The 20,785-nt window shown below is 47.2% G+C and carries 21 protein-coding genes; 19 read left to right on the forward strand and 2 right to left on the reverse strand.

Features of this window, described 5'->3' with window-relative positions; translation table 11 throughout:
* Positions 1 to 11 precede the first annotated feature (11 nt).
* Positions 12 to 509, forward strand: coding sequence for a molybdopterin-guanine dinucleotide biosynthesis protein B (gene mobB / locus AAH944_RS03260; protein WP_415536444.1), 498 nt, complete (start codon positions 12 to 14; stop codon positions 507 to 509).
* Positions 510 to 525: 16 nt separating this feature from the next.
* A complete protein-coding gene (locus AAH944_RS03265; protein WP_415536446.1) occupies positions 526 to 966 on the forward strand; it encodes an MOSC domain-containing protein in 441 nt (146 codons plus the stop codon).
* A gap of 114 nt (positions 967 to 1,080) precedes the next feature.
* Here the strand turns inward: AAH944_RS03265 and AAH944_RS03270 are convergent, their stop codons facing one another.
* Positions 1,081 to 1,566 carry a gamma carbonic anhydrase family protein gene (locus AAH944_RS03270; RefSeq protein ID WP_415536448.1) on the reverse strand — a complete coding sequence of 162 codons (486 nt, stop codon included), beginning with the start codon at positions 1,564 to 1,566 and terminating at the stop codon, positions 1,081 to 1,083.
* 275 nt (positions 1,567 to 1,841) lie between these two features.
* On the opposite strand from AAH944_RS03270, the gene AAH944_RS03275 reads away from it, so the two are divergent.
* The 17 genes from AAH944_RS03275 to AAH944_RS03355 all read left to right on the forward strand — a co-directional run bounded on the left by AAH944_RS03275 (position 1,842) and on the right by AAH944_RS03355 (position 20,308).
* Entirely contained in the window at positions 1,842 to 3,269 is a 1,428-nt protein-coding gene (locus AAH944_RS03275; protein WP_415536450.1) for a MurT ligase domain-containing protein, read from the forward strand.
* Entirely contained in the window at positions 3,266 to 4,066 is an 801-nt protein-coding gene (locus AAH944_RS03280) for a type 1 glutamine amidotransferase (protein ID WP_415536452.1), read from the forward strand. The genes AAH944_RS03275 and AAH944_RS03280 overlap by 4 nt, the downstream gene beginning before the upstream one ends.
* A 159-nt stretch (positions 4,067 to 4,225) precedes the next feature.
* The gene (locus AAH944_RS03285) at positions 4,226 to 4,513 is read left to right on the forward strand and encodes a CopG family ribbon-helix-helix protein (RefSeq protein WP_019225279.1); all 288 of its coding nucleotides are present in this window, start codon (positions 4,226 to 4,228) and stop codon (positions 4,511 to 4,513) included.
* Positions 4,503 to 4,853 (forward strand): type II toxin-antitoxin system PemK/MazF family toxin, encoded by a 351-nt coding sequence (locus AAH944_RS03290; protein WP_015043684.1) that lies wholly within the window; start codon positions 4,503 to 4,505, stop codon positions 4,851 to 4,853. The genes AAH944_RS03285 and AAH944_RS03290 overlap by 11 nt, the downstream gene beginning before the upstream one ends.
* Positions 4,854 to 5,026: 173 nt before the next feature.
* Complete coding sequence (locus AAH944_RS03295) at positions 5,027 to 7,165, forward strand: Tex family protein (RefSeq protein ID WP_415536454.1); 2,139 nt, start codon at positions 5,027 to 5,029, stop codon at positions 7,163 to 7,165.
* 201 nt (positions 7,166 to 7,366) lie between these two features.
* A complete protein-coding gene (locus AAH944_RS03300) occupies positions 7,367 to 8,590 on the forward strand; it encodes an amidohydrolase (protein WP_287705372.1) in 1,224 nt (407 codons plus the stop codon).
* 17 nt (positions 8,591 to 8,607) lie between these two features.
* Positions 8,608 to 9,033 carry a tRNA (adenosine(37)-N6)-threonylcarbamoyltransferase complex ATPase subunit type 1 TsaE gene (gene tsaE / locus AAH944_RS03305; protein ID WP_015043681.1) on the forward strand — a complete coding sequence of 142 codons (426 nt, stop codon included), beginning with the start codon at positions 8,608 to 8,610 and terminating at the stop codon, positions 9,031 to 9,033.
* Positions 9,034 to 9,106: 73 nt separating this feature from the next.
* Entirely contained in the window at positions 9,107 to 9,817 is a 711-nt protein-coding gene (gene tsaB, locus AAH944_RS03310; RefSeq protein WP_287705373.1) for a tRNA (adenosine(37)-N6)-threonylcarbamoyltransferase complex dimerization subunit type 1 TsaB, read from the forward strand.
* 56 nt (positions 9,818 to 9,873) lie between these two features.
* Positions 9,874 to 10,359, forward strand: a complete 486-nt coding sequence (rimI, locus tag AAH944_RS03315; protein WP_015043679.1) for a ribosomal protein S18-alanine N-acetyltransferase — start codon at positions 9,874 to 9,876, stop codon at positions 10,357 to 10,359.
* 32 nt (positions 10,360 to 10,391) lie between these two features.
* The gene (gene tsaD, locus AAH944_RS03320) at positions 10,392 to 11,411 is read left to right on the forward strand and encodes a tRNA (adenosine(37)-N6)-threonylcarbamoyltransferase complex transferase subunit TsaD (protein WP_415536458.1); all 1,020 of its coding nucleotides are present in this window, start codon (positions 10,392 to 10,394) and stop codon (positions 11,409 to 11,411) included.
* A gap of 345 nt (positions 11,412 to 11,756) precedes the next feature.
* Positions 11,757 to 12,332, forward strand: coding sequence for a 5-formyltetrahydrofolate cyclo-ligase (locus AAH944_RS03325; RefSeq protein WP_287705375.1), 576 nt, complete (start codon positions 11,757 to 11,759; stop codon positions 12,330 to 12,332).
* Between the two features lie 40 nt (positions 12,333 to 12,372).
* A complete protein-coding gene (nuoE, locus tag AAH944_RS03330; protein ID WP_287705376.1) occupies positions 12,373 to 12,870 on the forward strand; it encodes an NADH-quinone oxidoreductase subunit NuoE in 498 nt (165 codons plus the stop codon).
* Positions 12,871 to 12,883: 13 nt separating this feature from the next.
* The gene (nuoF, locus tag AAH944_RS03335; RefSeq protein ID WP_415536460.1) at positions 12,884 to 14,830 is read left to right on the forward strand and encodes an NADH-quinone oxidoreductase subunit NuoF; all 1,947 of its coding nucleotides are present in this window, start codon (positions 12,884 to 12,886) and stop codon (positions 14,828 to 14,830) included.
* Positions 14,831 to 14,945: 115 nt separating this feature from the next.
* Positions 14,946 to 17,621 (forward strand): formate dehydrogenase subunit alpha, encoded by a 2,676-nt coding sequence (gene fdhF, locus AAH944_RS03340; protein WP_415536462.1) that lies wholly within the window; start codon positions 14,946 to 14,948, stop codon positions 17,619 to 17,621.
* A gap of 244 nt (positions 17,622 to 17,865) precedes the next feature.
* On the forward strand, positions 17,866 to 18,702 hold the full coding sequence (locus AAH944_RS03345; protein ID WP_415536464.1) for an NYN domain-containing protein: 837 nt from the start codon (positions 17,866 to 17,868) through the stop codon (positions 18,700 to 18,702).
* A gap of 62 nt (positions 18,703 to 18,764) precedes the next feature.
* Positions 18,765 to 19,850 carry a hypothetical protein gene (locus AAH944_RS03350; RefSeq protein ID WP_415536466.1) on the forward strand — a complete coding sequence of 362 codons (1,086 nt, stop codon included), beginning with the start codon at positions 18,765 to 18,767 and terminating at the stop codon, positions 19,848 to 19,850.
* 236 nt (positions 19,851 to 20,086) lie between these two features.
* On the forward strand, positions 20,087 to 20,308 hold the full coding sequence (locus tag AAH944_RS03355; RefSeq protein WP_025206043.1) for a hypothetical protein: 222 nt from the start codon (positions 20,087 to 20,089) through the stop codon (positions 20,306 to 20,308).
* Between the two features lie 157 nt (positions 20,309 to 20,465).
* On the opposite strand, the gene AAH944_RS03360 is transcribed toward AAH944_RS03355, so the two are convergent.
* Positions 20,466 to 20,663, reverse strand: a complete 198-nt coding sequence (locus tag AAH944_RS03360) for a hypothetical protein (protein ID WP_015043670.1) — start codon at positions 20,661 to 20,663, stop codon at positions 20,466 to 20,468.
* Positions 20,664 to 20,785: the final 122 nt, after the last annotated feature.

A 20,785-nucleotide genomic window follows, 5' to 3' on the forward strand; every position in this document is an offset into this window, starting at 1 on the left:
GGGAGAGCACTGTGAATGATGTTCCAGTCATATGTTTTGTTGCTGCGAAATCAGGTACCGGAAAGACAACTTTCTTGGAAAAGCTCATCAGAGAAATGACGGAACGCGGCTTCAAGGTCGGTGTGATCAAGAGCGATGCTCACCGCTTCAATATCGATCAACCAGGTAAAGACAGTTGGCGGTTTGCCGAGGCAGGTGCAAGATCTACGGCGATTATCGGGCCAGACCAATATGCTGTCATTCAGAAAACCGAGATGAAGAAAGATATTGAAGATGTGATTGCGATGATTGAAGACATCGATATCATCCTGGTTGAAGGATTCAAAATGTCCCAAAGACCACGGTTTGAAGTTGTACGAAGAGAAGTAGGCACCGCTATTGTTTCACCTTTGGAGAATTTAATTGGTGTTATCACGGATATCAATGATCTTGCAGTTCCGGTTCCGGTGATCGATATCAACGATTATCAAGCTGTAGCGGATTTTATCGTCGAGAAATATTTGTCTTAAAGGAAGGGGTACCCGAATGCCAAAAATAATTGCTGTCAATATTAGTGAAACAACAGGGGTTCCGAAGCAAGAAATTGAAAAAGGCTATTTTAAAGTGGATCATGGTTTAGTAGGGGATGCGCATGCTGCCAACTGGCACAGACAGGTCAGCTTGCTTGGGACAGAAAGTGTTGAAAAATTAAAACAGGCCGGACTCACCGGGCTGGATAACGGTAGATTTGCGGAAAACCTCACGACCGAAGGCATTATTCTGTATGAGCTTCCCATTGGTACAAAGCTTAAAATCGGTGAGACGCTGATGGAAGTGACCCAGATCGGCAAACAATGCCATAACAGCGGATGCGCCATTAAACGGCTTGCCGGGGACTGCGTGATGCCGCGTGAGGGGGTTTTTACCAAAGTCCTGTCTCCGGGATGGATTAAACCGGGGGACAGTATTGTGGTCGTGAAACAGTAAACCATTTTTAGCTATCGGTATACAACTAACCGGGCATTACGCTTACAAAAAAACAGATAAAAAAGATAGTTGATAAAGTATTTCAGCTATCTTTTTTTACGGCAAAGACAATAACTATATCGGGTATCCTTGAAAAAGATATTCCTGGCCTTTGGCCACGTACCTCTCTGCTATTTGGCGAATGGATATCAATTCTTCCGGGGTAATTTCTCTAATTACCCTGGCGGGAGAGCCAAGAATCAGTGATTTTGGAGGAAATATCTTTCTTTCCGGGACCAGGGAGCCAGCGCCCACAATCGAATTTTCACCAATGACAGCTTCGTTCATGATGATTGCACCCATCCCGATCAGAGAGCCTTTACGAATCGTACAACTGTGGAGGATACAACCATGGCCGACAGAAACCTCATCTTCAATAAGTGTCGGCAGATCGGTATTCACATGGATAACACTTAAGTCCTGAATGTTTGTTCTTTGACCGATGGTAATCGGGGCAATATCTCCGCGCAGAACACAATTGAACCAGATACTTGCGTGGTCCCCGATGGTTACGCTGCCAATGATTTTTGCGCCGTCCGCCACATAGACAGTTTCTGCCACCGACGGCCTAACGCCCCGATGGAATGATCATAGGATTGCTTGCTCCCTGCTTTTTATCTTTTAAAATATTATAGATTCCAGGACAGCTTTTGTCGAGAAGGGCCTGCCGCTAAAAGCTTGGCACCAGTCAAATTTTCTTGAAAAACAAGCAAACCCTTAAGTTGCTGTTTATTTTAGGTGTAAGTTAGGTTATATTAATAGGGATGTTTAAGAATGTTTGGAAATAACAAAGAAGTATGTTGTTACAACAACTAAAAAATAAGGAGCAGCTCCTGATGAAAATCCGTTTCTACCTGGCGCTTTGGACAGGAAAAATCGTATTGATATTGATGCGGCTTTTGGGGAAGAAAGGCACAACCTTCCCTGGATTTATTGCGCTTAAGATTTGCCCCAATATTATTGGCCTTTTGGCTTCCAGTTTTGCGGAAGGCGCGGTGATTATTACGGGAACCAACGGCAAAACGACAACGAACAACCTACTCGCTTCCATCCTGAAGACAGCCGGAAAAAAGATTGCTTTTAACCGGGAAGGGGCCAATATGCTTACGGGGATTACAGGAGCATTACTGCAGAATACTACATTTGCCGGCATGCCGCAAGCTTCTGTCCTGCTGCTCGAAGTGGATGAGGCTACACTGCCGGGGCTATGCAGGCAGCTGACTCCACGGCTTGCTGTGATTACGAATTTCTTTCGGGATCAGTTGGATAGGTATGGCGAATTGGATACGACGATCAAGCTGGTAAAAGAGTCGCTGCCTGTTGCAACAGAACTGGTGCTGAATGCGGATGATCCGCTAGTTGCTCAGATCGGAACCGGCCGGAAAGGTGTATTTTACTTTGGGGTAAGCACACTGCCCACAAGCTCTGCCGACAGCACGGAAACGCGGGAAGGACGATACTGTTCGCACTGTGGTCAGGAATTGTCTTACACGCTGTTTCATTACGGTCAGTTAGGGTACTATAGGTGTCCTGGCTGCGGTTTCAGCCGGCCTGATCCTTATATTGAAACGAAAGAAGTCAAAGTGGAAAGCAGGGAGATCTCGTTCAGGATAGATGATGACCATGACGACCGCGTCTATCAGGTACCTTTGCAAGGGTATTATAATCTGTATAACGCACTGGCAGCTTTCTGTGCTGCGGACCGTCTGCAGATATCCAGAGAGGATATTGGTGCCGGACTGAACCGGTATGTTTCCGATGCCGGGCGAATGGAACAGTTTTCGCTTCCCGGATGTGAGGCAACGTTGACCCTGGTGAAAAATCCAACAGGTTTTAATCAGGTCATCCATACCATTGCAGAACTGCCTCGGTCTGTCCGCTTGCTGATTGCGATTAACGATCTGGCGGCCGATGGCCGGGATATATCTTGGTTATGGGATGTCGACTTTGAAATTTTGGCTTTGCGTCAGGATGACGTGAAACAAATCATATGCTCCGGTTTAAGAGCTGAGGACATGGCTTTGCGACTGAAGTATGCCGGAATTAAGGAAGACAGAATTACAATGGAACATTCTCTGGAAAAAGCGGTGGAGATGCTGGAACAGCCAAGCGCCAACACGGTGTCAGCGGTTGAGGCGGCTGCAAGCATAGCAGAGGGAGAAGCCGTATTTATTTTGCCAACCTACACTGCCCTTTTCCCGATGCGGGATATTCTGGTGAGAAGAAAAACCGGAGAAAAACAGCGTAAGGCGGTAAATATATGAAGCTCACCATTTTTCATCTTTATCCGGATTTGCTTGATTTATACGGCGACAGGGGAAATGTTCTGGCGCTGGCTGCCAGATGCAGGTGGCGCGGCATTGATGTCGAGATACGCAGAATATCTTTGGGGGAAGAAATGGATTTCTCCGAGGCGGATATTCTTTTTCTAGGGGGCGGTTCAGACCGGGAGCAAAGCCTTTTGGTTCAGGATTTAAGCACCAGATCCTCAGAACTTAAAGCAGCGATCGACGATGGACTTGTCATGCTGACCATTTGCGGCGGTTACCAGCTTTTGGGGCTGTATTATCAGACCGGAGACGGGAAAAAAATTCCGGGCCTGGGTATCCTGGACCTCTATACCATTGCCGGAAACAAACGACTGATTGGCAATGTCATTGTTGAAATGTCACCTGAGCTTCTGAGTTCCGTGTCGGGAAACATTATCCGGCAGACCGATGGCGTTGAGGTGTTCAATACCATGGTCGGATTTGAGAACCATTCCGGGAAGACCTATCTTGGATCAGAGCTGAATCCCTTGGGAAGAGCGCTGAGGGGTTATGGCAATAACGGAGAGGATTTACAGGAGGGTGTATGGTATAAAAATGTTTTCGGGACTTACCTCCATGGACCGTTGCTGCCGAAGAATCCCCATATTACCGACCTGCTGCTGGGACTGGCGACAAAAAGAAAGGATCCGGCTTATCAGCTGGAAATCCTGGGAGATTCTCTGGAAAAAGCAGCGCATCATGCGATTATTGAGCGTTTTCTCACGGCAGGATCCAGGGCAGGAGCCAAATAGGATTGAAACAGGAAAAAATTACATGATCAAAACCAGAAAGAATTATTGAATATTGCTTGTACCCGGCCGTGTCTTCGTTGACACTTTAGAGGGTGAGTCGCTATAATAAAATAGGATTGCTTAATGGGGCCTTCCGTGGCCATGAAGGGGGTGCCTTGCTTGGCAGAGACTAGGCGTATTGTTGTATGTTTGCCGGAAAGCATTATTGAGGAAGTAGACGAAATCGTATCGTCAGAGAAGTTAAACCGGAGTGATTTTATCAAAGAAGCTGTTTACAGTGTATTGATTGAACGGCGAAAAGCAGGAATACGAGAGCAGATGCGGCAGGGATATGTTGAGATGGCTCAAATCAACCTGTCGATGGCAGTAGATTTATGCCAGGCTGAAGAAGAGGCAACCATGCGTTATGAAGGGAAACTAGCTTGGAGTGTCGGGTATGAGTATTAAACGCGGGGAGATTTTTTATGCGGAACTAAACCCCGTTGTAGGTTCTGAACAAGGCGGCACCAGGCCGGTCTTGGTTATTCAGAATGATATTGGAAACCAGTATAGCCCGACAACAATTATCGCAGCAATTACATCCCAGATTTCAAAAGCCAAACTGCCGACCCATGTGGAAGTCAAAGCGAAACGAAGTGGTTTGGAAAGAGATTCTGTTATTTTGACTGAACAAATCAGAACGATCGATAAGAGCCGTTTGAAGGAAAAAGTCGCAGTGCTCGACGAGGAAGTAATGCTCAGGGTTGATGAAGCTATTGAAATAAGCCTTGGGCTGACGGAGATCTGAAGGATTTCAATGGATGAGGCCAAATTACATAGTACGGAATAACGCAGCGTACAGGCTTCTAACACCTGACGCTGTTTTTTATACGGAGGGGAGACATGGGGACGTTTCTTTTATCCCCTCGAGGGGATAAAAGAAACGTCCCCATGTTCCCATGATTGGAGGAAAAAATAATAATGGACTTTATTAGCGTCATTTCGAGGGAGTTAGGATTGAGAACCTGGCAGGTCGGGGAAACGGTAAAGCTCCTGGACCAGGGGAATACCATTCCGTTTATTGCACGCTACCGCAAAGAAGCAACCGGAGAATTGGATGAAACTGTACTCAGAACCATAGCAGATCGGCTGGAATATATCCGGAACCTGGAGCTCAGAAAAGAGGAAGTCATCCGCTTGATTAACGAACAGGGCAAGCTAGATGACGGTTTAAGATCCAAAATAGAAGCTGCCGCCAAACTGCAGGAAGTCGAAGACTTGTACCGGCCGTACAAGCAGAAAAAAAGAACCAGAGCCTCGATAGCCAGAGAAAAGGGTTTGGAGCCTCTGGCGGATTGGTTATTTAACCAGCCTGCCAAAGGAAGTCTACAGGAAGAGGCCGCTAAGTATCTTAATCCCGATTTGAATGTCCATGATGCTGCTGAGGCCTTGAGCGGAGCCCGGGATATAATTGCCGAGAACGTTTCCGATGATGCGGAAACAAGAAAACTAGTTCGGACCAGGATCTATGAATGGGCAGAAATTACAGCCAAAGCGAAAAAAGAAGAGCGTTCGCCGTATGAGATGTACTATGAATATAAGGAACCTGTCCGTAAAATTCCGCCGCACCGGGTTCTGGCTTTGAACAGAGGAGAAAAGGAGGAATTCCTTTCCGTAGGGCTTGAGATTGAAGCGGATAAGATTCTGCAATTACTGGAAAAGAAATACCTGCAGGGAGGCCCCTGTCAGGAGTTGATGAAAGAGGCCTTGCAGGATAGCTATAAGCGGCTGATCTACCCATCGATCGAAAGGGAGATCCGGGCCGAGATTACCAGCAGGGCAGGAGAACAAGCTGTCAAGGTGTTTTCCGCCAACTTGCGGCAGCTTCTGCTGCAGCCGCCGGTAAGAGATAAAGTGATCATGGGGCTCGATCCCGGTTACAGGACAGGCTGCAAGTGGGCGCTGATCGATGATACAGGAAAACTTGGAGAGGTAGGGGTGATCTATCCAAACCCTCCACAGAATAAAAAGAAAGAAGCCAAACAGCTCATTGCCAAAGTGGTGGAGCAGTATGGCGTCCAGATTATTGCAATCGGCAATGGAACGGCTTCCCGCGAAACGGAGGAGCTCGTCACCGAATTCATCCGGGAAAGCGGACGTCCGTTGGAATATATTATTGTCAGCGAGGCAGGGGCTTCGGTTTATTCGGCTTCGCCACTGGCCAAAGAGGAATTTCCGGATTTTGATCTTTCGCTGAGAAGTGCGGTATCCATCGCCCGCAGACTGCAGGATCCTTTGGCTGAGCTTGTCAAGATTGAACCGAAAGCAATCGGTGTTGGTCAGTACCAGCATGATATCCAGCCTAAGGTTTTGGAAAGCTCGCTGGGCGGTGTCGTCGAATCCTGCGTCAATACAGTCGGAGTCAACTTGAATACGGCTTCTCCGTCTATTCTGAAATTTGTCTCCGGATTGAATTATACAGTCGCCAAAAATATTGTTTCCTACAGGGAGAAGAACGGCAAATTTCGTTGCAGAGAAGAACTGAAGAAGGTATCCCGGCTCGGGGAGCAGACCTATATTCAATGTGCCGGTTTTATCCGGCTGCCGGATGGAGATAATTGTCTGGAGAACACACCAGTTCATCCAGAGTCTTATGATGTCGCCTCGGCAATCCTGAAGAAAGCCAATTTGACAGCGATGGACCTCAAAACGAATCCGGAGCAGGTGCGCGCTGCGCTGGGAGGTTTCAGTGCTGAGGGGTTGGCTGCGGAACTTCAGGCAGGCGTACCGACCGTTAAAGATATTCTCGAGGCTTTGCTGAGACCGGGGAGGGATCCGCGTGAGGACCTGCCGCGCCCACTGCTGCGTCAGGATATCACCAAATTGGAGGACCTGCAGGTAGGAATAAGTCTGGAAGGGACGGTCAGGAACATTGTTGACTTTGGCGCATTCGTCGATATTGGCGTCAAGAATGACGGATTGGTTCATATCTCGGAACTCAGCAACAGTTATGTCAGACATCCGATGGAAGTTATCTCGGTCGGCGATATCGTGAAGGTCAGAGTCCTCGGTATCGATCACGCCAGAGGTCGAGTCAGCCTCTCGATGAAGGATATTTAATAAATCATTCTTGAAATAACTTCATACAAAGAGTAACATTCAGGCATGCAGATCTTCTGAAAAAACTCTATAAATCAGTCTGGGGGCCACAGTTTCGTGGTGAGCGCAGCATGGACGACGGCACAGGAAGCGTGAAGGCGTTTGAATAGCCATTATAAATGTATTTGTACGATAATACCTTAAAGTGAGGAAATATTTCATATGAGCAATCAACAGATCATTATTGCCGGCGGAAATATCAAGCCGATGACCGGAGAGCCTGAATTTACAGGGAGTATTTTGGTTAAAGACAGTAAAATTGCAACAATTAGGAAGCATTCGGTTGCGGAGACAGATGAAGACGAAGAAAGTGCGTTCAGAGAAATGTTCGGCCTAAGTACAGAAGAGCCGGTACATATTGTGTCTGCCAGGGGAAAATGGGTTTTGCCTGGTTTCATTGATGCGCACTGCCACGTCGGGATTGGAGAAGAAATCTATCAGCATGAAGGTGACGACCTGAATGAAATGACGGATCCACTAACCCCCGAACTTCGCGCGATTGACGGAATCCATCCTGAAGATGAAGGCTTCAGGGATGCACGGCTCGGAGGAGTCACCGCTGCGTTTACCTGCCCCGGAAGCGCAAATGTCATTGGGGGTACAGGTGTTGTTGTCAAAACGGCGGGCCGTGTGGTCGAAGAAATGATTCTGAGAGATCCTGCAGGACTCAAAATTGCGTTCGGTGAAAACCCAAAATCTGTATACGGAGAACAGAAAAAAATGCCTATGACGCGGATGGGAACCGCAGCCTTGCTCCGGCAGGCGTTGGTAGATGCTCAAAATTATCGGGAGAAACTGGAACAAGGCCAAAAGGATTTGGACAAACTTCCTGAACGGGACCTCGGGCTCGAAACCATCAATCTTGTACTGGACAAAAAAATACCGCTCAGAGCGCATGCCCACAGGACAGATGATATCATGACTGCTATCCGCATAGCCCGCGAGTTTGACGTGGATCTTGTTCTGGATCACTGTACTGAAGGGCATAAAATTGCCGATGTTCTTCAGCAGTATGGCTATCCAGCGGCTGTAGGTCCTTCTTTCACAAACAGGGCTAAAGTAGAGCTTAAAGATAAAACATTCAGCACACCGGGAGTATTGAACAAAGCAGGACTTAAAATAGCGATCATCACTGATCATTCCGTTACCCCTATCGAGCATCTGCCGCTGTGTGCAGCGATGGCTGTCCGCAACGGACTTGAGGAAGAAGACGCACTGAAAGCAATCACGATCTGGCCGGCTGAAATACTCGGGGTAGCTGACAGAGTCGGATCTTTGGAAGTAGGAAAAGATGCTGATATTGTCGTATGGGAGGGCAAGCCGCTCAGTTTTGAGGCCACGCCCCATACAGTATTGATCAACGGTTTGATCGTAAAGCCCGAGTGAGACGGGAGCGTGAAAATATGGAACGGCTGATTGAATCGAGAAGTTCTGAGGAGACTTTTCTTCTCGGGAAACAGCTCGGACAAAGTATCCGGGAAGGCACGGTCATCTGTCTTTATGGAGATTTGGGCTCGGGCAAAACCGTCCTGGCCAAAGGGCTCGGTGAAGGACTGGGGGTTACAGACACCATGACAAGTCCGACATTTACCCTGATTCAGGAATACAGTACCAAAATTGATGGACTGAAACTGATTCATATGGATTTATACAGGCTCCGCTACCCGGAAGAAGCAGAAATCATTGGTGTCGCCGATTATTTCCGGGATGACTGTGTCTGTCTGCTGGAATGGCCGGAAATCATCGTGGATTTACTGCCGGAAGACAGGTTCGAAATCAGAATTCAGGGAAGTGGTGATCAAACACGTTTAATTATGCTCAATTTTTGACATCATACTTGCTAAAAAGCTTTAGAATAAATCTGTGGTCCTAAGAAAAAAATAATTAAGAGCAGTGAGGCTTATGAAATATCTGACAATCGATACAACGACAAAGATGACTGCGCTGGCCCTGGGTCAGGATGGCAGGCTGGTCGGAGAGGGATTTCTGAACACTGGAAAAACCCATTCTGAAAGACTGATCCCGATGCTGGATCAGCTGCTGAATGCTGCCGACTGGAAACCCGTGGATCTTGATTTTATCGGCGCAGTCCGGGGTCCGGGGTCGTTTACCGGCATCAGGATCGGAATCGCCACAGCCCAGGGACTTGCACAGGTCCTCAATATCCCTTTGGTCGGAATTACTTCGCTGGATACGCTAGCCTGGGCCGGAAAGGGCAGGCCGGAAGAAACCGTTGTGATCCTTGACGCCCGTAAAAATGAATGGTATTATGCCCGCTATATTTGGCGGGATGGCAGAGAGTGCCTGGACGGGCCGAAGGCTGTTACACCCGAGGCGCTCACAGCGAAGTTGAAGGAACTTCAAAAACCTTGTTTTTTTGTTGGGGATGCGGTTACCGGAGCCAGAGAATTTCTGGAGGAACAACTCGGCAGCCAGGCCGTTCTGCTGTCCGAATACCAGTACCTGCCCAGAGGAGCCTATGCAGCATGTGAGGTTTGGGAACAGTGGAAGACAAGATGCTCTGACGGGAATTTTCAGGCCCTGGAACCCATTTATATTCGTCTCTCAGAAGCTGAAACCAATTATCTTAAGAAACAAGGTACAATGCAGTAGTCATATTGGTATTCTCAACATACTATAAAAAGAATACTGATATTCAGGTGATAAAAATGTTAAAAAGAGGTCAGGCCGAACAGAATAGGGAACCTGAGGCGGAGGCTATCGTTCGTCCTATGCAGCTTGAGGATATCCCATCCATTGTGGCGATTGAGGAAGTATCGTTTGCCACGCCATGGACAACGGAGTCCTTTACATCAGAACTGAAAAATAATGTTTTAGCCAATTATTTTTGCCTAGAGCTGGATCACAAGGTTATTGGCTATATAGGGCTTTGGATCGTCATGGGAGAGGGCCATATTACAAATGTTGCAATCTGGCCGGGATGCCGTGGTAAGGGCTGGGGTGAATACCTGATGAAAAACGTGATTTATCAGATGATTGCCAAAGGCGTGCTGCGGTTTACACTGGAAGTCCGGGTATCCAATCAGGCGGCGCGGAATCTGTATGAGAAATTAGGTTTTAAGGCCGCCGGAGTACGCAAAGGGTACTATTCCGACAACCAGGAGGATGCGCTGATTATGTGGGCCAGTCTCTAGTAGAACTTAACTGGTCTCGTTGGAGGAGTATTGTGGACAATAACAATAATGTAATAATTTTAGGTATTGAAACGAGTTGTGATGAGACGTCGGCGGCAGTCCTAGCCAACGGCACGGATTTAAAAAGCCACATCATCTCATCTCAGATTGGTACCCATCAAAAGTATGGCGGCGTTGTCCCGGAAATAGCATCACGGGAACACTGTCTGCATATCAGTCAGGTAGTTGCAGAGGCCCTCGGACAAGCAGGTATGGGATTCAAAGATCTTTCTGCGGTTGCAGTGACGTACGGCCCGGGGCTGGTAGGGTCTCTCCTGGTGGGAGTATCTGCTGCCAAAGCCATGGCCTATGCAGCAGACATTCCTTTAATCGGCGTCAACCATCTGGAGGGGCATGTTTATGCCAATTTCTTGGAGCATCCGGACTTACGTTTCCCGCTGCTGGCGCTTTTGGCATCCGGCGGACATACCAATCTGATTATTTTTAGGGGGCATCTAGACTATGAAGTGATCGGCAGAACCAGGGATGATGCTGCCGGGGAAGCCTTTGACAAAGTAGCCCGGGCGCTCGGATTTGGATATCCGGGCGGTCCGAATATCCAGAAAGCTGCTTTCGAAGGAAACGCAGCAGCTTTTGATTTTCCCAGAGCGATGCTGGAGACCGGGAGCTTTGATTTTAGTTTCAGCGGGTTAAAGTCCTCGGTTCTTAATACCTTAAACAGGGCCCGGATGAAGGGCGAAGTTTTGAATACTGCCGACCTGGCAGCTTCTTTCCAGGCTGCCGTTGTGGAGGTGCTTGTGCAGAAAACCCTCCGGGCCTTGGAAAAATATCCGGTTAAGACCTTGGCCCTGGCCGGCGGGGTTGCAGCAAACAGCAATTTGCGGCAAGCGCTGCAGCAGGAACTGGATCACCGCGGGATCTCTTTTATTTATCCTTCGCCGGTATACTGTACCGACAATGGTGCGATGATTGCACTGGCCGGTTATTATCGCTTTATGAATGATGATTATGCTTCATGGAAGTTAAATGCAGTTCCTGGCTTAAATCTGTAAAATTGGAGGACGCAGTTACATCAGTTTATATTCAATTATTCATTAATAATTATCAAAATTATCAAAAACTTTATATTTTTTATTTATTATGGTGAAAAAATCGACAAAAAAGAATAGGTATAAGAAAAACATAGGATGCAATATTTATCCACAACGATTGTGGATAATGTGGATAAACCATGAAAAAACTTGTTCTTTGGCTACTGCGGATGGGGATAATTTCTTAGGAGAAAAATGCTAAACGAACATCATTGTTAGGAAATTGCAATTTTAGAAGTGATTAATGTCGAAAATTTGATTAATTTTGCTCTATAATGCAGACATATGACCAGGAGGAAGCAGAACGTGAACGAAAAAGAAAAAGATTTATTTCGAAAAAAAGTTCTTCAAATCAGGAGGGTCATGACAGCTGATGAACGTAGGCAAAAAAATGATCGGATTCAGAGGAATATAATGTCTTTGCCAGCTTATCAGAACGCTGAGATAATTATGATGTACTTAAATTATTGGGATGAAGCTGAAACTAACGGGGTTGCCGAAGAAACGCTCAAAGCACGAAAAAAGCTGATCATTCCATTATGTCAGGGGGAAACGATCATTCCGTGTGAGATCAGAAATGTTAAAAATGATGTGCAGTCAGGGACTTTTGGGATCAGAGAGCCGCGTCCCGACCGATTGCATCCGGTATCCCCAGAAGAAATTGATCTGATTCTAGTTCCGGGTGTCGTATTCGACAGGCAAGGCGAAAGGATTGGTTTTGGCAAAGGCTTTTATGACCGTTTTCTGCCTCAATTAAGGAAAGACGTCTGCATCGTCGGTTTGGCGTACGATTGTCAGCTGGTTGAAAAAATTGCAGCAGAGGATCACGATTTTAAAATGTCTTTACTGCTTACAGAAAATGGTGTAATCTATGTTCCATAATCATATTTGCGAAGATTATGACAATTTAAGGAGAGTGAATATGTGTAAGTGTTGTGACTCCAAACAAGAGGCAGTATTTGCTGATTCCAACCAACACAGGCTGAATGAGATCCTCTCTGCTTATCAGGGTCATGATGGTGCTCTTATTCCGGTTCTCCAGGAAGCTCAGGAAGTGTATGGTTATCTTCCTGAGGCCGTCATGCGGGCCATTGCCAAAGGACTGAAGATTCCTGAGGCAAAAGTATTTGGCGTCGTTACTTTCTATGCTCAGTTCAGACTGAAACCAACAGGCCGTAATTTGATCCGGGTTTGTATGGGAACGGCCTGTCACGTCAGGGGCGCTCAGAAAGTACTTTCTGAGATTGAACGTGAACTTGCAATTGTTGCCGGAGAGACTACCGCTGATCAAAGATTCACGTTGGAAACCGTTGCTTGTATTGGAGCCTGTGGCCTGGCTCCTGTCATGACCATCAACGGTCAGGTTTTTGGGAATATGAATTCCGGCCTGGTGCCGGATATTCTGAAAAGATTTAAATAAGGGAGGGGAAACGATGAAGGTTTTAGCGAACCCGTGTTGTGAAAAATGTCATCATACAGCATCCACTCCCTGTTCCGATTATGTTCAATGCAGGACGGAAGGGCCGTTATGCCATGACGATATTTCCTGCAAACAGCAGAGGCAGAAACTGACGTCTTTGATCCTGGAACCAGACAGGAAAAATAAGCAGGTTTTGGTCTGCAATGGAACAGGCTGCTTTTCTTCGGGTTCCCAGACATTAATCGATCTACTCAGGGAAGGATTGGCTGAAAGAGGCATCCATACGGCTGACGTCCGCTCTACGGGCTGTCATGGTTTTTGCGAACAAGGGCCGACCGTGATCATTGAACCGGACAAGACTTTCTATACGAAGGTTAAAGCGGAGGACATTTCCGAAATCATCGAAAAAGATATTATACGTGATGAAAAAGTCGAAAGACTTCTTTACGAGGATCCGGTATCGGGGAAACTCGCGGCAAATTTTGAGACCGTGAATTTATTTGCCAAACAGAAACGGATCATCCTTGATAACTGCGGCAAGATCGACCCGGAGGAAATCAGCCATTATCTCGCTAAAGACGGCTACAAAGGTTTGGCCAAAGCGATTCAAACCATGAGCCCGGACGAGGTTGTGGAGGAAGTCAAAAAATCAGGCTTGAGAGGCCGCGGAGGTGCAGGCTTTCCGACAGGACTTAAATGGAGTCTATGCCGCCAGTCAGAGGGCACGAAAAAATATGTGATCTGCAACGCAGATGAGGGAGATCCCGGTGCGTTCATGGACAGGGGCGTTCTTGAAGGAGACCCGCATGCGGTGATTGAAGGAATGCTGATCGGAGCTTACGCGATTGGCGCTGACGAGGGTTATATCTACTGCCGGGCCGAGTATCCGCTCGCGATCGACAGGCTTAAAACCGCGATTGCCCAGGCTGAGGAAAACGGATTACTGGGCAATAACATCCTGAATTCCGGATTTAACTTCAAACTAAAGATCAAAGCCGGTGCAGGCGCTTTTGTCTGCGGCGAGGAGACGGCCCTGATTGCTTCCATCGAAGGCAAGCGCGGGATGCCGACGGTCAGGCCTCCCTACCCTGCCGTCAAAGGTCTCTGGGGGAAACCGACCAATATTAACAACGTCGAGACTTGGGCCAATGTACCGTATATTTTACGGAATGGCGCAGACTGGTATACGCAATTCGGCACTGAAAAAAGCAAAGGCACCAAGATATTTGCTCTGACCGGCAAGGTCAATAACACCGGCCTGGTGGAAGTGCCGATGGGGATCACGCTGAGGGACATCATCTTTGATATCGGCGGCGGGATCAAGGACGGGAACCAATTTAAGGCTGTTCAGATCGGGGGGCCCTCCGGAGGCTGTCTGCCCGAGGAAATGCTGGATATTGAAGTCGATTATGATAATCTGACCGCCGCAGGAGCAATGGTTGGCTCAGGCGGACTGGTTATCCTTGATAATACGACATGTATGGTCGATATTGCCCGTTTTTTCTTAAGCTTTACCCAGAAGGAATCCTGCGGCAAGTGCACACCCTGCCGGGAAGGAACGAAGCGGCTTCTGGAAATCCTGGTCCGGATCACCAAGGGTGAGGGGCAAGCTGAGGACCTGAATACGCTGGAAAATTTGGCCAAGGTTATCAAACAAACATCACTGTGTGGTCTTGGTCAGACAGCCCCGAATCCACTGCTCGCAACACTGCGCTATTTCCGCCACGAATATGAAGCCCATATCTTTGAGAAACGATGTCCGGCACATGCCTGTACCGCGCTGATGGAATATACGGTCGACAATGAAAAATGCAAGCGCTGCGGGCAATGTTCCAAAGTCTGTCCGGTCGGCTGCATCACCGGGGATAAAGAGACACCCTATGTGATCGATACGCAGAAATGCATTAAATGCGGGGCTTGTCTGAAAAAATGCAAATTTAATGCAATCAGCTTAGCTTAGTATTTCAAATGGTTATCCAGATGAGCCTAGGAATGGCTGATCTGGTATTCGTTTATTTGAATGTCGAGTGATTTGTATTGTTTGCTTGGATGAAAAGTGAAAAAGGAGTGAGAGTGTGGAAAAGGTTCAACTCCAAATTGACGGAAAAACTGTATTGGCCTCAGCAAAATCTACGATTTTGGAAGCTTGCCGGAAAAACGGGATTTCTGTTCCGACACTGTGCCATGCTCCCGAACTGACGAACTGGGGCGCTTGCAGGTTGTGCATGGTCGAAGTAGAAGGCATGCGAAACCTGGCTACAGCATGTACGATGGAAGTACAACAGGGGATGGTCGTAAGGACTTCAACACCGGAAATTAGGGAAGCCCGCAGAATTATCCTGGAATTGATTTTAGCGAACCATGATATTGACTGCCTAACCTGCGAAAAGATGGGCGACTGCGATCTTTCCCGTTATGCCTATGAATATCAGGTTAAAGGAAATACTTTTCAGGGAGAGAAACGTTGCTCTGACCCGGATGACAGCAATCCGTTCATTTTTCGGGATATGAATAAATGCATTTTATGCGGCAAGTGCGTGAGGGCTTGTGCCGAGATTCAGGTCAATAATGTTCTGGATTATTCCAAACGCGGTTTTGAAACCCAGGTCGGGCCTGCTTTTAACCTGCCGTACGGTGACTCGGATTGTGTATTCTGCGGCTCATGTCTGGCCGTTTGTCCGGTTGGCGCACTGACTGAAAAACAAATGATCGGCAAAGGACGTCCCTGGGAAATCAAAAAGGTTCGGACCACGTGTCCTTACTGCGGAACAGGCTGCAATTTTGACCTTAACGTCAAGGACGGCAAAGTGATCGGAGTAACATCAAGTTCCGATGCACCGGTTAATGGCAGGGCACTGTGTGTGAAAGGACGGTTTGGATATGATACGATCCACAGTCCGAACCGCCTGCAAGCTCCGTTGATCAGAAAAGACGGTGAACTGGTCGAAGCGGACTGGGACGAAGCCCTTGATCTTATCGCAGAGAAATTCACGGCAATCAAGGCCGAAAATGGTCCTGATTCGCTAGGTGCTTTAAGCTCAGCACGCTGTATCAATGAAGACAATTACCTGATGCAAAAACTGATGCGCGCAGTGATCGGAACCAATAACATCGATCATTGCGCCCGAACCTGACACGCTCCCTCTGTGGCCGGTCTGGCCACTTCATTTGGCTCGGGAGCTATGACGAACTCAATTGGTGAAATACCCCATTCTAAGGTTATTTTTGTGATCGGTTCCAATACGACTGAAGCTCATCCCGTCATCGGCGGCAAGATCAAGCAGGCAGTACTCAACGGCTGCAGACTGATTGTGGCCGATCCGAGGGGAATCGAGCTGACCGGGTTTGCCGAAGTCTGGATGCGGCTGCGGCCCGGAACAGACATCACGCTGGTCAACGGGCTGATGCATATCATTCTGAGTCAGGGATGGGAAGATCGTTCCTTTATTGAAAAAAGAACGGAAGGATATGAAGGACTGAAGGTGATCCTTCCCAAATATACGCCCGAGTATGTCAGCAGGGTTACCGGGGTTCAGGAGGAACTGCTTTATCAGGCCGCGGAGATCTATGCTACAGCCGAAAGTGCCCAGATCTTCTATACACTGGGCATTACCGAGCATATCACCGGTACGGACAATGTGATGTCCCTGGCCAACCTGGCCATGCTGACCGGCAATCTTGGCAAAGAAAATTCCGGCGTCAATCCGCTGCGGGGACAAAACAATGTCCAGGGAGCCTGTGATATGGGCGCGCTGCCGAACTTCTTCCCGGGATATCAGAAAGTGGAAGACGAAAAAGCAAGAGACAAATTTGAAAAAGTCTGGGGAGTACCTTTAAACCCGAACAAAGGGTACATGATCCCGGATATGTTTGAAGCCTCTCTTAAAGGGAAGCTGAAAGCAATGTATATCATGGGTGAGGACCCGGTTTCAACGGATGCGGATGCCCACCATGTACGCAAGGGATTACAGGCACTTGACTTTCTGGTTGTCCAGGATATCTTCCTTACCGAGACAGCCAAACTGGCCGATGTCGTGCTTCCCGGCGTGAGCTACGCGGAAAAAACCGGAACATTTACGAATACCGAACGCCGCGTGCAAATGGTCAACAAAGCGGTTGAGCCTGCTGAAGGAGCCAAACCAGACTGGCAGATTATCAGTGCCATTGCCAACAGAATGGGCTCTGATTTCAACTATCATTCAACGGCAGACATCATGAATGAAGTTTCTTCACTGGCGCCGCAGTACGCGGGTATTTCGCACGAACGTCTCGGAACGCATGGCCTGCAGTGGCCGGTTACCTGTGAAACCCATCCGGGTACCCCGATCCTGCATATGGATGGCTGCACGCGGGGCAATGGGCTGTTTATGCCAATTGAAGCCAGAGTTTCGGATGAGCTGCCGGATAAGGATTATCCTTTCCTGCTCAGTACCGGACGCAAACTGAGCCACTATAACATCTCGACGCGCTATTCAGACGTGTTAAGTGCTTATTCGGCAGAAGAATTCGCCGAGGTCAACCCTGAAGATGCCAGGAACCTAAATGTCTGTGACGGTGAGAAGGTCAGGGTCTCCTCACGCCGGGGCGAAGTGGATACAAAGGTCAGGGTAACGGACAAAGTTCCGCCCGGAATGATCTTCATGACGTTCCACTATGTGGACTCCCCGGTCAACGTTTTGACGAACGCAGCTTGCGATAAGGTCTCGGGTACGTACGAATACAAGGTGTGTGCAGTTAGAATTTCGAAGTAAAACAATACGGGCAGTTGCTAATTATTGCATCATCAAGGTAAATATTAAAGAATATGCATGAAAGGCAAAAAATACAAAATTTCTCACCAACTAAAAAAGTCTTCCTTCAGAGTTTAAATCTGAGGGAAGACCTTATTTTTTGTAGAAAGAAAATCATAGACTTTTGATAAACATAAGCCTGTCACTCCTTGTCCGAGGCAGACATATATTGATAGAGGAACAATGAGCAAAAGGGGTATCTTCATTGAAGGCAATAGCATTTGTTGATTACGAAAATATCTGGGAAGGCCTTCACGAATACGGCTATAGGCTGATGCCCGAGGAGTTTATTCAGCTCCTGGAGGACTATGCGGATCATATTGGAGTGGATCTAAAAGCCGTCTATTTGTATGCAAATTTTGACAAGGAAGAATTCTGGAGGACCCAAACTGCCTTTGAAAAGAAAAACATCTTCACGCGTCATGTCTATGGGAAAAATAACTATGTGAACACCGAAATCCGTGCAAATGCAGCCGATACGGAACTGATGCTGGAGGTTCAGGAAATTCTGGTGACCAGACCGAAAGCCGCAGAACTGTTTCTTTTATTTACAAGTGATGGCGATTTCCTGCCTATTATCCGAAGAATCCGTGCCTGGGGGAAAGAAGTCCGAATCATCGGTGTCAAAGACAAAATCAATCACTTGCTGATTCCTTACTGTGAAAGTCTGGATGTTTTCTTTAATCTTCTCAATAAGGATTCTGCCAAGTATATGCCGGTTGATGATTTTCCGACAGGAATCGAATTGATTGCTGAGATGCAGATGAGATTGCCCTATGTTGCTTCCACCAGGGCTCGGTCGTATTTAAGTACCAAGCTAGGAAGAACGGCTTCTGAAGTCAAAGATTTTATCCAGTACCTTTTGACGGAGAACTGCCTGATAGAAAAAGAATTCCGTGATCCAAACCTTGTCATCAAAAAGACCAAGATCTATTTGTTAAACCTGGTCAACCCATTGATCACAGAAATCCTGGGCAGTAATCTGACAGAACAGCTTACAGCCCGTTACGCAAGATTGAGTTCAGAGATTGTTGAGAAGTAACGGAAGCCTGTCACCGATTGTCCTTTTCTCTCATAGGATATGGAAAAAAGGAAAGGTGTCCAATGAACGATCAGCTGCAAGAACTGTTGGCAATGCCCGGAGTCATAGGCTTTGGTAACGGGATTAAAGAAACCAATGGTCATCCGACGGGAACGGAAGCATTACTTGTTTTTGTCGAGAAAAAGATTCCCCGCTCGGAACTCAGGGACAATGAATGTGTACCAAATCTGATTAATAATATACTCACCGATGTAATCGAAATTGGGGAAATTTTTGCTCACAATGAAGCCAGTGGCAGGCGCACAGCAGCACAAGGGTTCGTTGTTTTCCTTCGAAACCTCGTGGGGAATCCCGCGAAAAATTTCCCCAAAACCCTGCACAAAAACCTGACTTCCAATTTTAATGCAAAAGCTACAACCAAAGAAAGAATAAATGCCGGTGACTTCCTGAGTCTATGGAGATGGCTAATTAAAGAACGGGGAGGTTCTTCGGCGGTCAGCAGGACTTCTTTGGTCAGACCTGCAGTCCCGGGTGTCAGTATTGGTCATTATCAGGGGGGAGCCGGAACCTTTGGAGCGTTAGTCTATGATCAAAAAAGCAGCCATCCTCTGATCTTATCCAATAATCATGTCTTGGTCAATACATCGATGATGCGCAATGCCCGGGCCTCGATCAACGATCTAATTACTCAACCGGCAGGAATAGATGGTTCAAATGAGGCTATCGGTTATCTTGCAAGGTATGCGGCATTAAATGTTTACCCTAATCCGAATTGCGTGGACTGCGCTGTGGCCAAACCGGTAAGTGCCGCCGCTGTGAGCCCAGGAATATTGGAGATCGGTAAAGTTACGGGTGTGACTGAGGCCGCACCTGGCATGACGGTAAAAAAATCAGGGAGAACTACAGGACTAACGATTGGCAAAATCAGAGCAATTAATTCAACAGTAAAAGTCAATTATGGAGAAGGTAGAATTCTGTTATTTGAAAAACAGATCATTGCTTCCAAAATGTCTGAACTGGGCGACAGCGGATCCTTGGTTGTAGATCACAGAAACAGGGCTGTAGGTCTGCTATTTGCCGGCTCAAATCAAAGTACAATTATTAATCCGATCAATCAGGTTCTCGAAACACTTCAAGTAAAGTTCTAGTGCAGTTATTCAAACTCTGGTTTTGTACCTGACGTACATACCAGAGTTTTTTGACGGCCACGAATGGACCGTCATTTATTGAATTGCTTGCAAATCCGGCGCTTTTTAAAATGTCCTTTCTTTGGCATGGTTTGTGTATATTAAAAGAGGAGGGTTCCTAGCAAGGAATCCTCCGTAAGACCAGACGCTGCTGTTTGTGTTCCCTATTCCGAAACTGCGCTTATCTGAGGGCTAAAATGATCAATGCAATAAGCAAGATGACGAAGGCGATGATTAATACCGGAGAAAAGATAAAAAAGTTAATAATAAGGAATAAACTTGCTAAAACAACTCCGGCTATCAATCCCGGGATAAAACCAATAACAGGCGGTGGGGGGACTGGCGGAATCGGTGGAACAGGTGGATGTGGTGGAACAGGCGGAATAGGGGGCAAAGGTGGTCCAGGGGGGAAAGGGTAACGATTACAGCAACAGCCGCCCAACCGTTGATCGAAAAGCAATGACATTGAAATTCCTCCTCTTAAGATGAAGATAGGGCCCAAAGGGCTTTAATAAGATAAGAGGAACATGGGCTGCCCCAAAAATATTTGGACAGCCGCAAAAACTGCATATCCCTTTAGAAACTCAAACGGAAAATGACGACTCCGAGAAGCAGCAAGATCAGACCGGCCAGAATCGCGATTGGGTTAACGATTGAAGGCCAGGCAACTAAAAATAACCCAAGACCAGCGGCAGCAATTGCCCCGATCAATCTGAGGACAGGGAAAGACTCTGACGAATCTACTTCCTGCGTACGGATAACCTGTTGAAGCATTGTATGGTCCCCTTTCTTCTTGTGTCACAGCATCGACTTGTCTTTTTATATTATTCGGCTTGTCTGAGGTATGTTCATGATCCAAGGGGTTTTATTTTTCTAAAAATTCTTCCTAAAAAATA

Origin of the sequence: Dehalobacter sp. CP (assembly GCF_047652685.1) — a bacterium.
Taxonomy (GTDB): Bacteria; Bacillota; Desulfitobacteriia; order Desulfitobacteriales; family Syntrophobotulaceae; genus Dehalobacter.

Bases quoted from the DNA above. Each gene is read 5' to 3' on its own strand.
- AAH944_RS03265 (WP_415536446.1), top strand. From the start codon at position 526: ATGCCAAAAATAATTGCTGTCAATATTAGTGAAACAACAGGGGTTCCG.
- AAH944_RS03275 (WP_415536450.1), top strand. From the start codon at position 1,842: ATGAAAATCCGTTTCTACCTGGCGCTTTGGACAGGAAAAATCGTATTG.
- AAH944_RS03280 (WP_415536452.1), top strand. From the start codon at position 3,266: ATGAAGCTCACCATTTTTCATCTTTATCCGGATTTGCTTGATTTATAC.
- AAH944_RS03290 (WP_015043684.1), top strand. From the start codon at position 4,503: ATGAGTATTAAACGCGGGGAGATTTTTTATGCGGAACTAAACCCCGTT.
- AAH944_RS03295 (WP_415536454.1), top strand. From the start codon at position 5,027: ATGGACTTTATTAGCGTCATTTCGAGGGAGTTAGGATTGAGAACCTGG.
- AAH944_RS03300 (WP_287705372.1), top strand. From the start codon at position 7,367: ATGAGCAATCAACAGATCATTATTGCCGGCGGAAATATCAAGCCGATG.
- tsaE (WP_015043681.1), top strand. From the start codon at position 8,608: ATGGAACGGCTGATTGAATCGAGAAGTTCTGAGGAGACTTTTCTTCTC.
- tsaB (WP_287705373.1), top strand. From the start codon at position 9,107: ATGAAATATCTGACAATCGATACAACGACAAAGATGACTGCGCTGGCC.
- rimI (WP_015043679.1), top strand. From the start codon at position 9,874: ATGTTAAAAAGAGGTCAGGCCGAACAGAATAGGGAACCTGAGGCGGAG.
- nuoE (WP_287705376.1), top strand. From the start codon at position 12,373: ATGTGTAAGTGTTGTGACTCCAAACAAGAGGCAGTATTTGCTGATTCC.
- nuoF (WP_415536460.1), top strand. From the start codon at position 12,884: ATGAAGGTTTTAGCGAACCCGTGTTGTGAAAAATGTCATCATACAGCA.
- AAH944_RS03350 (WP_415536466.1), top strand. From the start codon at position 18,765: ATGAACGATCAGCTGCAAGAACTGTTGGCAATGCCCGGAGTCATAGGC.
- AAH944_RS03355 (WP_025206043.1), top strand. From the start codon at position 20,087: ATGATCAATGCAATAAGCAAGATGACGAAGGCGATGATTAATACCGGA.
- AAH944_RS03360 (WP_015043670.1), bottom strand. From the start codon at position 20,663: ATGCTTCAACAGGTTATCCGTACGCAGGAAGTAGATTCGTCAGAGTCT.